This window comes from Bradyrhizobium sp. NAS96.2 (genome assembly GCF_001908235.1).
In the GTDB taxonomy this organism is placed as follows: domain Bacteria; phylum Pseudomonadota; class Alphaproteobacteria; order Rhizobiales; family Xanthobacteraceae; genus Bradyrhizobium.
In genome coordinates, this window is the sequence record NZ_LGHK01000082.1 from 1 (window position 1) to 14,657 (window position 14,657).

Annotated in this window: 10 protein-coding genes; 3 read left to right on the forward strand and 7 right to left on the reverse strand. The window is 65.9% G+C overall.

The window, feature by feature from the left end; genetic code table 11:
* Positions 1-190 precede the first annotated feature (190 nt).
* The 3 genes from AC628_RS19125 to AC628_RS19135 all read right to left on the reverse strand — a co-directional run bounded on the left by AC628_RS19125 (position 191) and on the right by AC628_RS19135 (position 5,711).
* Positions 191-1,018: an FkbM family methyltransferase gene (locus tag AC628_RS19125; protein WP_074128313.1), complete on the reverse strand. Its 828-nt coding sequence runs from the start codon at positions 1,016-1,018 to the stop codon at positions 191-193.
* A 61-nt stretch (positions 1,019-1,079) separates the two neighbouring features.
* Positions 1,080-3,131: an ABC transporter ATP-binding protein/permease gene (locus AC628_RS19130; RefSeq protein ID WP_074128314.1), complete on the reverse strand. Its 2,052-nt coding sequence runs from the start codon at positions 3,129-3,131 to the stop codon at positions 1,080-1,082.
* A 435-nt stretch (positions 3,132-3,566) separates the two neighbouring features.
* Positions 3,567-5,711 carry a hybrid sensor histidine kinase/response regulator family protein gene (locus tag AC628_RS19135; RefSeq protein ID WP_143201685.1) on the reverse strand — a complete coding sequence of 715 codons (2,145 nt, stop codon included), beginning with the start codon at positions 5,709-5,711 and terminating at the stop codon, positions 3,567-3,569.
* 384 nt (positions 5,712-6,095) lie between these two features.
* Between AC628_RS19135 and AC628_RS19140 the strand changes: the two genes are divergently transcribed.
* The 3 genes from AC628_RS19140 to AC628_RS19150 all read left to right on the forward strand — a co-directional run bounded on the left by AC628_RS19140 (position 6,096) and on the right by AC628_RS19150 (position 11,117).
* Positions 6,096-6,383, forward strand: a complete 288-nt coding sequence (locus tag AC628_RS19140; protein ID WP_050424942.1) for a FeoA family protein — start codon at positions 6,096-6,098, stop codon at positions 6,381-6,383.
* The gene (gene feoB / locus AC628_RS19145) at positions 6,380-8,254 is read left to right on the forward strand and encodes a ferrous iron transporter B (RefSeq protein WP_074128315.1); all 1,875 of its coding nucleotides are present in this window, start codon (positions 6,380-6,382) and stop codon (positions 8,252-8,254) included. Before AC628_RS19140 ends, feoB begins: the two co-directional genes overlap by 4 nt.
* Before the next feature lie 112 nt (positions 8,255-8,366).
* Positions 8,367-11,117, forward strand: a complete 2,751-nt coding sequence (locus AC628_RS19150; protein ID WP_074128316.1) for a bifunctional acetate--CoA ligase family protein/GNAT family N-acetyltransferase — start codon at positions 8,367-8,369, stop codon at positions 11,115-11,117.
* Positions 11,118-11,145: 28 nt separating this feature from the next.
* On the opposite strand, the gene AC628_RS19155 is transcribed toward AC628_RS19150, so the two are convergent.
* The 4 genes from AC628_RS19155 to sdhC are packed head-to-tail and all read right to left on the reverse strand — an operon-like array spanning position 11,146 to position 14,582.
* Entirely contained in the window at positions 11,146-11,931 is a 786-nt protein-coding gene (locus AC628_RS19155; RefSeq protein ID WP_050424944.1) for a succinate dehydrogenase iron-sulfur subunit, read from the reverse strand.
* An 18-nt stretch (positions 11,932-11,949) separates the two neighbouring features.
* Positions 11,950-13,791, reverse strand: coding sequence for a succinate dehydrogenase flavoprotein subunit (sdhA, locus tag AC628_RS19160; protein ID WP_074128317.1), 1,842 nt, complete (start codon positions 13,789-13,791; stop codon positions 11,950-11,952).
* A gap of 3 nt (positions 13,792-13,794) precedes the next feature.
* Positions 13,795-14,169, reverse strand: a complete 375-nt coding sequence (sdhD, locus tag AC628_RS19165; RefSeq protein WP_083633013.1) for a succinate dehydrogenase, hydrophobic membrane anchor protein — start codon at positions 14,167-14,169, stop codon at positions 13,795-13,797.
* Positions 14,170-14,183: 14 nt separating this feature from the next.
* The gene (sdhC, locus tag AC628_RS19170; RefSeq protein ID WP_074128319.1) at positions 14,184-14,582 is read right to left on the reverse strand and encodes a succinate dehydrogenase, cytochrome b556 subunit; all 399 of its coding nucleotides are present in this window, start codon (positions 14,580-14,582) and stop codon (positions 14,184-14,186) included.
* Between the last annotated feature and the right edge of the window lie 75 nt (positions 14,583-14,657).

The window sequence follows — 14,657 nt, forward strand, 5'->3', positions numbered from 1 at the left end:
GTTGTGCCGTATTGGTATCTGCGTTCTCGTTTCACCTTCTCTTAAAGGGGAGGTGAAGGTGTAGCCCGGATGAAGCGAAGCGCAATCCGGGGCTGCTCTAACCGCGGATGGTCTGGTCCCGGATTGCGCTGCGCTTCATCCGGGCTACGATCAGTCTTCCGGCGCGACCGAGCTCGGCCGCACGCGCAGCTCAACTCCGCACCAGCAGCGTGTTGCTTCGCGTCCGGCCCTGATCGACGTAACCACGCGTGTGCATGTCCGCAATGCAGTCGTCGGTCCATTCGTCCTTTGACAGATGTTCGATCACGACCGCGCGCGGCCAGAGTTGCTCCGGCGCGTCGCGGAAGAAGCCGATCAGCACGCGGTCCTCGAAACCTTCGACGTCGATCTTCAGCGCATCGACCTTGTCAGCGCCGGCTTCCTCGAGGATCCGTTGCAGCCGCAGCGACGGCACCTTGAATGCCTTGCCCGTGGGCGTGCCGGTGACGATGTGGCTGGCTCCGAGATTGTCGCCGTCGGTCTCGATCATCAGCTCGCCGTCGGTGGGGCCTGCGGCCGCCGCAACCAGGCGCACCTGCGGAAAGCCGGAGGCCTGTGTGTTGAATTTGAGCCGCGCATGCGTCATCGGATGCGGCTCGATCGCGATCACCTTGCCATCGGGGCCGACATCGCGCGCCAGCGCCAGCGCATAGGTGCCGACATTGGCGCCGAGATCGACGAAGGTGCCGCCAGTGCCGACATGGCGGCGCAGGAACGCGAGCTCTTCGAGGTTGTAGTCGGGATTGAACAACGCGCCGCGCTCGGTTGCGCTGTGCTGGTGATAGAAGCGGAACGACGCGCCCTGATAGGTCACATCAAGCGGCCCCGAACCGAACAGATTGACCAGCCGCGACAGCCACGGTCGGAACGCGCCACGCTTCAATCCGGTGCCATGCGCAAGCCGGATGATGGCGGCCTGCGCCGCATTGGGCGCCAGGGCGCCGAACGGCGCCGGCGAAATGTCGTTGCTGGGGATCACGCATTGCCCTCGTCAAAAGCGGCGCATGCATAGCCGGTTTTGACCGGAGCGCCAACGCCCGTTACGCCGCCTTGCCCGATGCCTGCCGCTGGCCCAGGAAGCGGCCGAGCAGCTTTCGCTTGCCCTTGCGCGGGATCAGGTCGACGTCGCTGACCAGCTTGGCGCCGCCTTTGCGGCGCTCCAGCACGATCTTGCGGCTATGGAACGCTTCGAGCTCGACGCGATGGGCGACGCTGACGATGGTCGCCTTCGGCAATTCCGTCGTCACGGTCTCCATCATCTTGTCCTGGCTTTTCTCGTCGAGCGCCGAGGTCGCCTCGTCGAGCACGACGATGTCGGGGCTGTGCAGCAGCAGGCGGGCAAAGGCGAGCCGCTGCTTCTCGCCGCCGGACAGGGTCTGGTCCCACGGCGCATCCTCCTCGATCTTGTCCTTGAGATGGTCGAGGCCGACCTTGTGCAGGGCATCGCCGATCTCCTCGACGCTCCAATCCTCCGCCGCGCCGGGATAGGCCACTGCGCGCCGCAGCGTGCCCGAGGGCACATAGGGCTTTTGCGGCAGCATGAACAGGCGGCGGTCCGCATGCAGGCCGACACTGCCGCCGCCCCACGGCCACAGGCCGGCGATGGCGCGGACCAGCGTGCTCTTGCCGGTGCCGGATTCGCCGGCGACCAATAGCCGTTCTCCAGGCTCGACGACGACCTCGGTCTCGGCGACCACGGCGGTGCCGTCATCGAGTGTGACCGAGAGGTCGTTGAGGCTCAGCATCGCCTCGCCCTCAGTCTCGGCGCGTTCGATGCGTCCGAAGCCGTCGCCGGTCTCGGCACGTTCGAGTCCGTCGAGCGACATCATCAGCGATGCGATGCGGCGTGCGCATGCGTTCCAGTCGGCGAGCCGCGGATAATTGTCGACCAGCCAGCCGAACGCCGTCTGCACGATGGTGAAGGCGGATGCTGCCTGCATCACCTGGCCGAGCGTCATGCTGCCATCGAGAAATTTCGGGGCGCAAAGCAACAGCGGGACCACCGGCGCGATCAGGTTCGATCCATGCGAGACCAGCGTCGTGCGCATGTGCTGCCCGGCGAGCCGCGCCCATTGCCGCAGCACGTTCGAGAACGTCTTGTCGATGCCGTCGCGCTCCTCGGTTTCGCCGCCAAGCAGCGCGATGCTTTCGCCGTTTTCGCGGACGCGGGTCAGGATGTAGCGGAATTCCGCTTCCGCCTGGTTCTTGTCCTCGGAGATCTGCACGAAGCTGCGGCCGATCGCCGTGATCGAGCCCGACGCGATCGCCGCATAGATGATCGCGGCAATGACCAGGAAGCCGGGAATGCTGATAGACGAGCCGCCGAGCGTCAGCGTCAGGGCACCGCCGATCGTCCAGAGCACGACGATGAATGTGATGGCGGACAGCAGCGCCGAAGTCACCCCGGCGATGAAGTCGACCGGCGAGTCGGTCGCGATCCGCAGGTCCTCCGCGATGCGGTACTCCGGATTCTTGTGATCGCCGTCGACCAAATTGAGCTGGTAGTAGCGGCCGTTGGTCAGCCAGCGCGATACGACGGCGTTGGTCAGCCAGGCGCGCCAGCGCCGTTGAATCCCCATGCGGCCGAATACCTGCGCGACGCCCAGCAGGGCACTGCCGATTGCGAGCGGAAAGAAGATGGCGGTGAGGTGGAAGACGGTCGCCGAATCGCGCTTCTCGATCGCATCGAAGATCGCGCGATTCCAGACGTTGATGCCGTATTGAACGGCGACGTTGGCGACGATCAGCAGCAGCAGGCCGATCGTGAACAGCCACGCCAGCCGGTCGCCATTGCGGCCCCAGTAGCCACGCGCGGCGATCCAGAACCGCGTCAGCAAATAATCCTTGCGCGCCCGTTCGGCCTCTTCGGGCGACAGTTCAGGATCGGGTTCGAGGGTTTCCGGCGGCGGCGGTTCGACATGGTCATCGCCTTCGGCGACGACTTCGACGAGTTCGGACTTGTCGTCCGCTTTGCTGGGCGCGTCGCCGTCGTCCTCGGTGCGGGCGCGCGTCGCGCGTCCATTTTGAGGCGCGGCGGCGTTCGCCGAAGATGGCTTGCGCGAAGATCTGGATTCTGCCGCGGCTTTGCCCATGTCACGACAACGCGAGGCAAATCAGACGGTTCCGTTCTGGTTCCGAGGCGGCGCGACAGAATGACCCGACGGGCAACTCAACAAAATCCTGTCAATCCCTCGCGACGAGAATGCGGAGCTGGGTCCCATCCTCTCCCTTCATCGCCCGGCTTGACCGGGCGGTCCAGCACGCCGCGGCCCTTCGGTCCAAGCACTGCTGCCTCCGGCATACTGGATCACCGCCTTCGCCTTCGCGGGTGATGACGCCGCGTCTTTGACATCTTGAATCGAGAGCCATCCCCATCGTCGTCCTGGCGAAGGCCAGGACCCATGACCACCACATTCGGTGATGAACGGGATTGTGGCCCCAGCATCGCGCAACAACGATCGGCTGGGGTAATGGGTCCTGGCTTTCGCCAGGACGACAGCGTGCTGAGCTGTGCCAGCGCAATCACCTCACTCCGCGGGCGCCTGATCCCGCCGCAGACGGCGCGAGCGCGCGGCCTTGTGCAGCACGCGCGCCAGCTGCTCGGCCGAATAGGGTTTTTGCAGCAGCTCGAAGCCGCCGCTGCCCTGTTGCGACAGCACCTGGCTGTAGCCGGAGGCGAGCACGATCGGCAGATCGAGCCGCTGCCGGCGGATCTCCTCCGCAAGCTCGATGCCGCTCATGCCGGGCATCACGACATCGGTGAACACAAGATCGAACCTGCCGGGGTCGACGGCCAGCTCCTCCAGCGCGTGGGTGGCGTTCTCCACCAGCACGCAGGTGCATCCGAGCTGGGTCAGCGTGTCGGCAGCGAACTTTCCGACCTCGGCATTGTCCTCGACGATGAGGACCGACGCGCTGGTCGGATCGACCGGAGGCGCATCCTCCGTGAGCTGTGATTGCGCGTTGTGTCTGCCAACGACGCGCGGGAGATACAGCGTGAAGGTCGAGCCCTTGCCGACTTCGCTGGTGACGGTGACCTCGCCGCCGGATTGCTTGGCGAAGCCGAACACCTGCGACAGGCCGAGGCCGGTGCCGTGACCGACCTCCTTTGTGGTGTAGAATGGCTCGAAGATGCGGCCGAACAGCTCCTGCGGGATTCCAACGCCGGTATCGGCCACCGACACCGCGACATGACCGTGCGGGCTCGGCGGCGTGCTGGACTCGGACGGCAGCTTGTCGACGGCGCGGACCGCGATCGTGAGCCGGCCGACGCCGTCCATCGCATCGCGCGCATTCACTGCCATATTGATGAGGGCGGTCTCGAATTGGCCGGCATCGGCGTTGACGAGGCAGGTCTGGTCCGGCACCTGCGCCGTGATCTCGATGCGCGAGCCGATCAGGGTCGCGATCATCTCGCTCAGGGTGCGGACGTTCTGGCAGGCGTCGAACACCTCGGGCTTGAGGGTTTGCCGGCGTGCGAACGCGAGCAGCTGGTTGGTCAGCTTGGCGGCACGGTTCACCGTGTTGGAGATCGCATCGATGTAACGCTGCCGCCGCGGCTCCGGCAGGTCCGGCCGCCGCAACATGTCGACCGATGCGCGGATCACGGTGAGCAGATTGTTGAAGTCGTGCGCGACGCCGCCGGTCAGTTGCCCGAGTGCCTCGAGCCGCTGGCCATGCCGCAATGCCTCCTCGGCTTCGATGCGCTTGCTGGCCTCCTCCTCCAGGCGCTCGGTTCGCTGATAGGCGAGCACCAGCAAGCCAAACAGCAGCGCGGTGGCCGGGATGCCGAAGATCAGGTGCTGGGCCATGGTCGTGATCCAGCGCGCCCGGATCGCCAAGGTTTCGAGGCCGGCGCTGACATAGATCGGGTATTCGGACAGCCGCTCATAGCGCATGCGCCGTTCGATGCCGTCGACGGGGGAGCGGATCGTCATGGTGCCGGCCTGCGGATTGGCGGCCATCTGTTGTCCGAGCGGCCCGCTCGGCTCGAACCGGGCCTCGTGGTCGACAACCGGGTAGTGCGCCAGCACCGCGCCGTCGGTCCGGATCAGCGCCAGGAAGCTGCCGGGCTCACGGCCGATCCGCGCATAGAAGTTCTCGAAATACTCCGGAAGCACCGAAGCCTGGATCACGCCGCCAAAGCTGCCGTCCGCGTTGCTGCGGCGCCGGCCGACGCTGAAGAACCGCGCGCCCTGATAGGGCGGCCGTGGGGTCAGCACCTCGCCGATATAGGTGCCGATGTCGCGCTCGGCATGGATCCGGAAGTAGTCCCGATCCGAGAAATCGATGTCCGGAGCCGGCTCCACCAGGCTGTTGACCAGGGCATGGCCGCTGGCGTCGAATATCCAGATCGATTTTACCTGGGGAAGCGTCTCGGCGACCTGGCGCAGCCGCTCGTGCAGGCTCTTCTCGCGCGCGACGATCTCGGCATCGCTCATGCCGCGGACGACCTCGGTGACTTCGGCCAGGCTGCGGTCGATGGTCTCGAACACCTTGAGCGCGTGTTCATGGGTGACGTCGAGGGTCCGCTGGATCTCCTGGTCGGCGGCCTCGCTGGTCGAGATCCGGGACATCGCCGAGGCGAACAGGAACAGCGCCAGCGGAAGGGCCAGCGAGGCGGCCATCATCCATTGCAGAAGTTTCAGCGAATTGCGTTGTGCGGTCGGCACGGGCGCTCCGGCTCCTTGCAGACCTTAACGCAAACCATTGTGCCGGAGGAAGCAAATCCCCGTCCCGGATGGCCGTATCGAAGCTCGTCCGCAGTTCGTGGTAACGAAAGTCCTTGCGGAGCGATCGGTCGGCTGCCGGCTCAAATTCAGGCCCGGCGTGGAAGGGCGATACCGCCGGCGTGGCTGGCCGAGTTTCGGCCAGCCTGCCACGCGGCGAAGGCGACGCCCGGAGGGACCCGGAGGATCACGACCTCGTTAGCTGGAGCGCGGCAGTCAAGTGGAAAATCGGCCGGGATGACGATCTCGGGTGCTGTTTTTAGGGGTTCTAAAACCTCTCACGGGCAAATGCTTGACCCTGTGACTACCTGCTGAAAAACAGGCCGCATGACAGGCGATCCAGACACCTCCCAGGATAATCTTCAGGACATCCGGCTCGGACATGCGGATCGCGGTTTTGTCGGAAAGATCATCAGGCTCGATGCGCTCGTGACGGGCTCATCGCTCTCTCCGCAGGAGCTGGAGCAGCGCCTGGTGGAGATGGGATTTGTCGAGGGCGCGCGCGTGGAAATCCTGCATGAAGGCACGATCCGGCGGGATCCGATCGCGGTGCGCGTCGACAACATCACGATCGCGCTGCGCCGGAGCGAAGCCATGGCCGTGATCGTCGAATGACAACTGCATCCCTGCGTCTGGCGCTGGTGGGCGCGCCGAACACCGGCAAGACGTCGCTGTTCAACAGCCTGACCGGCAGCCGCCAGAAGGTCGCCAATTATCCGGGCGTCACGGTCGAGCGCAAATCCGGCGGCTTCGTCACGCCGGAGGGCCGCAGCGTCACCGTGCTCGATTTGCCCGGCACCTATTCGCTGCGCGGCCGCAGCCCGGACGAGGAGATCACCCGCGACATCGTGCTCGGCCGCTTCGACGGCGAGGCGGTGCCCGATCTCATGCTCTGCGTCGCGGACGCCACCAATCTGCGGCTGACCCTGCGGCTAGTGCTCGAGCTGAAGCGGGTCGGCCGGCCGATGATGCTCGTGCTCAACATGATCGACATCGCAAAGCGCCGCGGCGTGACGATCAATCTCGACCGGATGTCGCAGGAGCTCGGCCTGCCGATCGTGACCTCGGTCGCGGTCCGCAAGGGCGGCGTCGATGAACTCCTCAAGCGGACCGACGAATTCCTGGCGAAGTCGCATGAGGCGGCGGCCAGCGAGTGGACGACGCCGACGATTGCCGACCTCAAGGCGGCGCAGCGCGAGGCGGATCGCATCATCGCAGCGGTGGTGACGCTGCCGACCAAGCCGGACACGCTGACCAACCGGATCGATTCGGTCGTGCTGCATCCGGTCTGGGGTCTCGTGATCCTGGCCGTGATCCTGTTCGTGATGTTCCAGGCGGTGTTCACCTGGGCGCAGCCGGCGATGGAGCTATTGTCGGACGGTTTTGCCGCGCTCGGGCAACTGATCCATGACGTGATGCCCGCAAGCTGGGGCCTGCTGCAGAGCTTCCTGCAGAACGGCCTGATCTCGGGCGTCGGCAGCGTCATCGTGTTCCTGCCGCAGATCATCATCATCTTCCTGTTCATCCTGCTGCTGGAAGATTTCGGCTACATGGCGCGCGCCGCATTCCTGATGGACCGCATCATGGGCGGCGCCGGGCTGCATGGCCGCGCCTTCATTCCGTTGCTGTCGAGCTTCGCCTGCGCCATTCCCGGCATCATGGCGACGCGGGTGATCGACAACCGGCGCGACCGCCTTACCACGATCCTGATCGCGCCGCTGATGACCTGCTCGGCGCGCATTCCGGTCTACACGCTGATCATCTCGGCATTCGTTCCGGCGACCACGGTGTGGGGGGTCGTCAATCTGCAGGGGCTCGTGATGTTCGGCCTCTATGCCGCCGGGATCACCAGCGCGCTGACGGTCTCGGCGATCGCAAAGTTCTTCCTGTGGCGCGACCATGCGCCGGCGCCGTTCATGCTGGAACTGCCCGACTACAAGATGCCGCGTCTGCGCAGCATCGCGATCGGTGTGTTCACCCGCGCCAAGATGTTCCTGTATCGCGCCGGCACCACGATCCTCTCGATGATGGTGCTGATCTGGTTCCTGGCCTCGTTCCCGACCGCGCCCGCCGGCGCCGAGGGACCGGCGATCAACTACAGCTTCGCGGCGATGATCGGCCATGCGCTCGAGCCGCTGCTGCGGCCGATCGGCTTCAACTGGCAGATCGCGGTGGCGTTGATCCCGGGCATGGCGGCGCGCGAGGTCGCGGTCGCGGCGCTCGGCACCGTCTATTCGATCGAGGGCGGCAAGGAAGCGGCGGATGCGATCGGCCAGGTGCTGGCGCAGAAATGGACGCTGGCGACAGCGCTCTCGCTCTTGGTCTGGTACATCTTCGCTCCGCAATGCGCCTCGACGCTGGCGGTGATCCGCCGCGAGACCGGCGGCGCGAAGTGGATGGTGGTGACGTTCCTGTACATGCTCGCGCTGGCCTATGTCGCGAGCTTCCTGACCTTCAACCTGGCGCAGGCGTTAGGCCTGCATTAGACGGAGTAGTGGGTTCCGTCATACCAGCCAAAGGTCGCAACGGGTACAATGGGTCGAACGAGGAAGTAGAGTTCATTCGAAGCGCACCACGCGCTTCCTGCGGGACCACGCTATGTCGACGTTCGGCCTGGAGCGGGTATTTTCGCCGCGAAGCATCGCGGTGGTCGGCGGCAGCCCACGCCCGTCGTCGCTCGGCGCGGCGGTGCTCCGGAACATCAAGGCGAGCGGCTTCGCCGGCGAGTTCGGCGTCGTCAACCGGAACTATGCGGATGTCGATGGCGCGCCGACCGTTCCCGACCTGAAGTCGCTGCCGTTCACGCCGGACCTCGTCGTCATCAGCGCATCGGCGGCTGCGGTTCCGGAGATCGTGGCGGAAGCAGGTGCCGCCGGCGTTGCCGGTGCGGCGATCCTGTCGGCCGGTCTCGGTCATGGTGCGGGTTCGCTCGCGGAGATCGTGGAGCAGACGGCGCGGCGGCACGGCATGCGCCTGATCGGGCCGAACTGCCTCGGCGTCATGGTGCCGCGCGCGAAACTCAATGCGAGCTTCTCCTCGCATCAGCCGTCGGATGGCCATGTCGCGCTGATCTCGCAGTCCGGCGCGGTCGCGTCGGCGATGATCGAGTGGGCGGCGGAGCGGCGGCTCGGCTTCTCCGGCATCGCCTCGATCGGCGACCAGCTCGACGTCGACGTCGCCGACCTGCTCGATTATTTCGCGCTCGACGATCATACCAACGCGATCCTGATCTACCTCGAGGCGGTCAAGGACGCGCGCAAGTTCATGTCGGCGGCGCGCGCCGCGGCGCGCATGAAGCCGGTGATCATCGTCAAGTCCGGCCGGATGGCGCAGGGGGCGAAGGCCGCCGCGACCCATACCGGCGCGCTGGCCGGCTCCGACGCGGTCTATGATGCCGCGTTCCGCCGCGCCGGCATGCTGCGCGTCTACGACCTTCGTCAGCTGTTCGATTGTGCCGAGCTGCTCGGCCGCGGCTTCGTCCCGCGCGGCAACCGGCTCGCGATCCTGACCAATGGCGGCGGGCTCGGTATCCTCGCGACCGACCGGCTGGCCGAGCTCGGCGGCGTCCCCGCGACGCTCGCGACCGAGACGATCGAACGGCTCGACAAGATGCTGCCGACGGGATGGTCATGCGCCAATCCGGTCGACATCGCCGGCGATGCCGATGCCGCCCGCTACGTGGTGGCGCTCAACGCGCTGCTCGATGATGCGAACAGCGACGCCGTCCTGGTCGCGAACGTCGAGACGGCGGTGGCGCCGGCCGTGGGGATTGCCGAGGCGGTGGCGCAATGCGTGCGCGACCGCCGGTCAAAACGGAGTGCGGTCGCCGCACTGGTGCTTGCGGCGTGGGTCGGCGCCGACGAGCGCACCGGCGCGATCTTCGAGGCGGCGCGGATTCCGCACTTCCCGACCGAGGATGACGCGGTCCGCGCCTTCATGTATCTGGTGCGCTATCGCGAGGCCTCCACGGCGCTCGCCGCGACTCCGCCCGGCGTCGCATCGGTGTTCACGCCGGAGACGGCGGCGGCGCGGCACGTGGTCGTGAAAGCGTTGTCGGAGGGACGGGCATGGCTCGATCCGGCGGAGATCGTCGCGCTGTTCGAGGCCTATCGCATTCCGATCGTGACGACGCTCGTCGCCGACAGTGCCGAGGACGCCGCCGAGAAGGCGGCGCCGTTCCTCGCCGAGGGCCGCGCGATCGTGGTCAGGGTGTTCTCGCGCGACATCAGGCACGCCTCCGACGTCGGCGGCGTCATCCTCGACCTCCGCACCAAGGACAGCGTCATCGAGGCCGCCAGGACCGTCATGGCGCGGGCGCGAAGCGCGCGGCCTGACGCCACGCTGCAGGGCGTGACGATCCAGCCGATGATCGTGCGGCGCGCGGCGCGCGAACTGATCCTCGGCATCGCCGACGATCCGACCTTCGGTCCGGTGATCGTGTTCGGCCGCGGCGGTCCGGCGGTCGAGGTGATCAACGACAAGGCGCTGGCGCTGCCGCCGCTCGACATGAATCTCGCCCGTGAGCTGGTCGGACGCACCCGCGTCTCGCGGCTGCTCGGCGGCTATGGCGATGTGCCGGCCGTGCCGGCCGAATTGGTGCCGCTCACCCTCGTCAAGCTCGCGCAGATGGCCGCCGACATTCCCGAGGTCGCCGGGCTCGATATCAATCCGATGCTGGCGGACGAGAGCGGCGTGCTCGCGCTCGATGCGCGCGTCGCGATCCGCAAACCTGCGCGGCTGTTCGCCGGTCAGACCCGGCTCGCGGTCAGGCCCTATCCCTCGCAATGGGAGGGCGAGCTTGCGTTACGCGATGGCTCGCGCGTCACGGCGCGCCCGATGCGGCCGGAGGACGAGCCGATGGTCGAGGCGTTCTTCCGGCGCGTCTCCGCCGAAGATCTCAGGCTGCGCTTCTTCCACGCGATGAAGGAGTTCTCGCACGCGTTCATCGCGCGCCTCACCCAGCTCGACTATGCGCGCGCGATGGCGTTTGTGGCGCTCGATCCAACCACCGGCGAGATGATGGGCGCGGTCCGGCTGCATTCGGACTCGCTGTACGAGACCGCCGAATACGCGATCCTGCTGCAGTCCGATCTCAAGGGCAAAGGCCTTGGCTGGGCGCTGATGCAGCTCCTGATCCACTATGCGCAGTCGGAGGGACTGAAGCGCCTGTCCGGCCAGGTGCTGACCGAGAATACCACGATGATCGGGATGTGCCGCGATCTCGGCTTCACCGTCACGATGGATCCGGAGGATCACAGCATCGTCGACGTCGTGCTCGACCTCCGCAAGCCGGGGGTCGATGCGGTCGGCTCGGATATCCTGATTCGATCAGCGGCGGCTGGCCGTTGACATCTGCGCCAGCCGCGGTCGCGTCGGATCAGATCTGGCGTTCGACCATCTTGAACTTGAGCTCGGCGATCGCTTCGGAGGGATTGAGTCCCTTCGGGCACGCCTTGGCGCAGTTCATGATGGTGTGGCAGCGATAGAGGCGGAACGGATCCTCGAGATTGTCGAGGCGCTCGCCGGTCGCTTCATCGCGGGAGTCGGTGACCCAGCGCGTTGCCTGCAGCAGCGCGGCAGGGCCGAGGAAGCGCTCGCTGTTCCACCAGTAGCTTGGGCACGAGGTCGAGCAGCAGGCGCACAGGATGCACTCGTAGAGACCGTCGAGCTTCTCGCGGTCCTCGTGGCTCTGCCTCCACTCCTTCTGCGGCGTCGGCGTCGTGGTCTTCAGCCACGGCTCGATCGAAGCGTACTGGGCGTAGAAATTGGTGAGGTCGGGGACCAGGTCCTTCACGACAGGCTGGTGCGGCAGCGGATTGACCTTCACCGCGCCGCCGGCGCCGACGTCGTGCATCGACTTGGTGCAGGCCAGCGTGTTCTGACCGTCGATGTTCATCGCGCAGGAGCCGCAGACGCCTTCGCGGCAGGAGCGGCGGAAGGTCAGCGTCGGGTCGACGTGGTTCTTGATCCAGATCAGACCGTCCAGCACCATCGGACCGCAATCGTGGGTGTCGACATAGTAGGTGTCGACGCTCGGATTCTTGCCGTCGTCCGGGTTCCAGCGATACACCCGGAACTCGCGGGTCTCGGTGGCGCCGGCCGGCTTCGGCCAGGTCTTGCCGCCGGAAATCTTCGAATTCTTCGGAAGTGCGAATTCAACCATGCTTGCTCGCCTTCGTTCTCAGTAGACCCGCGCCTTCGGCGGGATGTACTGCACGTCATTGGTCATCGTGTAGCTGTGCACCGGACGGTACTCGATCGCGGTCTTGCCGGCCGGATCGATCCAGGTCAGCGTGTGCTTCATCCAGTCCTTGTCGTTGCGGTCCGGGAAGTCCTCGCGGGCATGCGCGCCGCGGCTCTCGGTGCGGTTCGCCGCCGAATCCATCGTCACGACCGCCTGCACGATCAGATTGTCGAATTCCAGCGTCTCGACCAGGTCGGAATTCCACACCAGCGAGCGGTCCGAGACCGAGATGTCGCCGACGCCGCCATAGACCTTGTGGATCAGGTTCTGGCCTTCCTGCAGCACGTCGCCGGTGCGGAACACCGCGCAATTGTTCTGCATCACATGCTGCATGCTGTCGCGCAGCTTGGCGGTCGGTGTGCCGCCGGAGGCGTGGCGGAAGTGATCGAGGCGGCCGAGCGCGAGATCGGCCGAATCCTTCGGCAGCTCCGGCTGCTTGGCGTTCGCCGTCAGCTTGTCGGCCAGCCGCAGCGCGGCGGCGCGGCCGAACACCACGAGGTCGATCAGCGAGTTGGAGCCGAGGCGGTTGGCGCCATGCACCGAGACGCAGGCGGCTTCGCCAATCGCCATCAGGCCCGGCACCACCGAATTGTCGTCGCCGTTGCGCTTGGTCAGCACCTCGGCGTGATAGTTCGTGGCGATGCCGCCCATGTTGTAGTGCACGGTCGGCACGATCGGGATCGGCTCGCGGGTGACGTCGACATTGGCGAAGATCTTCGCCGATTCCGAGATGCCCGGCAGCCGCTCATGCAGCACCTTCGGATCGAGGTGATCGAGGTGCAGGAAGATGTGATCCTTCTTCTTGCCGACGCCGCGGCCCTCGCGGATCTCGATCGTCATCGCGCGCGAGACGACGTCGCGCGAGGCGAGGTCCTTGGCCGACGGCGCGTAACGCTCCATGAAGCGCTCGCCCTCGGAATTGACGAGATAGCCGCCTTCGCCGCGGGCGCCTTCGGTGACGAGACAGCCCGAGCCGTAGATGCCGGTCGGATGGAACTGGACGAACTCCATGTCCTGCAGCGGCAGGCCGGCGCGCAGCACCATGCCGCCGCCGTCGCCGGTGCAGGTGTGCGCCGAGGTGCAGGAGGCGTAGGCGCGGCCATAGCCGCCGGTCGCCAGGATCGTGGTCTGGGCACGGAAGCGATGCAGCGTACCGTCATCGAGCTTGAGCGCGATCACGCCGCGGCAAACGCCCTGATCGTCCATGATCAGGTCGATGGCGAAGAACTCGATGAAGAACTCCGCCGAATGGCGCAGCGACTGGCCATACATCGTGTGCAGCATGGCGTGACCGGTACGGTCGGCGGCGGCGCAGGTGCGCTGCGCCTGGCCCTTGCCGTAGTCCATGGTCATGCCGCCGAACGGGCGCTGATAGATCTTGCCGTCTTCGGTGCGCGAGAACGGCACGCCCCAATGTTCGAGCTCGTAGACCGCGTCGGGCGCGTTGCGCACCATGTATTCGATCGCGTCCTGGTCGCCGAGCCAGTCCGACCCCTTCACGGTGTCGTACATGTGCCAGCGCCAGTCGTCCTGATGCATGTTGCCGAGCGAAGCCGAGATGCCGCCCTGCGCCGCAACCGTGTGCGAGCGGGTCGGGAACACCTTGGTGATACAGGCGGTGCGCAGCCCCGCTTCCGAGCAGCCGACCACGGCGCGAAGGCCCGCGCCGCCAGCGCCGACCACGACGACGTCGTAGGTGTGGTCCTGGATCGGATAGGCCTTGCCGTTCGTGGCCGGGCCACTGCCGTTGGTGGCCTTGCCGTTACCTTCACCGGCCATGGGTCAAACTCCCGATGACAATTTGAGAATTGCGTAGATCGAGGCCATGGCGACCGCGACGCAGAAGAAGTTGTTCGCCATCACGCAGGCGAGCTTCGCCTTCTCGTTATGGACATAGTCCTCGATGATGATCTGCATGCCGATCTTCATGTGCCAGGTGCTGGCGATGATGAAGAGCAGCAGGATGATGGCGATCGGGATCGAGCCGAGGATTTGCGCCGCGCCGGCGTGATTGCGGCCGATCAGCATCAGAATGACGACTAGAACGGGCACGATGAGCAGCGTCATGGCAACCGCCGTGAGGCGCTGACGCCAGAAATCGGAGGTGCCGGTATGCGAGGAACCGAGATTGCGGACGCGCGCTAGCGGCGTGCGCATCGAGGAATGGCCGCTCATCGTCCACCTCCAACGGCGTAGGCTATGATCCAGACGAGCACGGTCAGCGAGATGCCGGCGATCAGCGCGCCCCAGGTCAGGGCCTCGCGCTCATTGGGCTTGAAGCCGTAGCCGAGGTCCCAGACGAAGTAGCGCATGCCACTGACCAGGTGATGCAGCAGCGCCCATGTGTAACCGAACAGGATCAGCTTGCCGATGATGCTGCCGGTAAAGGCCTGGACGTTGGCGTAGGCGGTGGGGCCGGAGGCGGCCGCGATCAGCCACCAGGCCAGCAGCAGCGTGCCGAAATACATCGCGATCCCGGTCGCCCGATGGATGACGGACAACGCCATCGTCAGGGTCACGCGATAGGTTTGAATATGGGGCGAAAGCGGTCGTTCGATCCTGGCGGTCATCGGCGGGCTTTATGATGTGAGGGACCGCGCCCGGCCCATCGGGGAACGCGGTAGAGGAGTTCTATTTACGGACTA

What these genes read in the sequence shown, in the direction of transcription:
- AC628_RS19130 (WP_074128314.1), bottom strand. Translation starts at nt 3,131, where the DNA reads ATGGGCAAAGCCGCGGCAGAATCCAGATCTTCGCGCAAGCCATCTTCG.
- AC628_RS19140 (WP_050424942.1), top strand. Translation starts at nt 6,096, where the DNA reads ATGACAGGCGATCCAGACACCTCCCAGGATAATCTTCAGGACATCCGG.
- feoB (WP_074128315.1), top strand. Translation starts at nt 6,380, where the DNA reads ATGACAACTGCATCCCTGCGTCTGGCGCTGGTGGGCGCGCCGAACACC.
- AC628_RS19150 (WP_074128316.1), top strand. Translation starts at nt 8,367, where the DNA reads ATGTCGACGTTCGGCCTGGAGCGGGTATTTTCGCCGCGAAGCATCGCG.
- AC628_RS19155 (WP_050424944.1), bottom strand. Translation starts at nt 11,931, where the DNA reads ATGGTTGAATTCGCACTTCCGAAGAATTCGAAGATTTCCGGCGGCAAG.
- sdhA (WP_074128317.1), bottom strand. Translation starts at nt 13,791, where the DNA reads ATGGCCGGTGAAGGTAACGGCAAGGCCACCAACGGCAGTGGCCCGGCC.
- sdhD (WP_083633013.1), bottom strand. Translation starts at nt 14,169, where the DNA reads ATGCGCACGCCGCTAGCGCGCGTCCGCAATCTCGGTTCCTCGCATACC.
- sdhC (WP_074128319.1), bottom strand. Translation starts at nt 14,582, where the DNA reads ATGACCGCCAGGATCGAACGACCGCTTTCGCCCCATATTCAAACCTAT.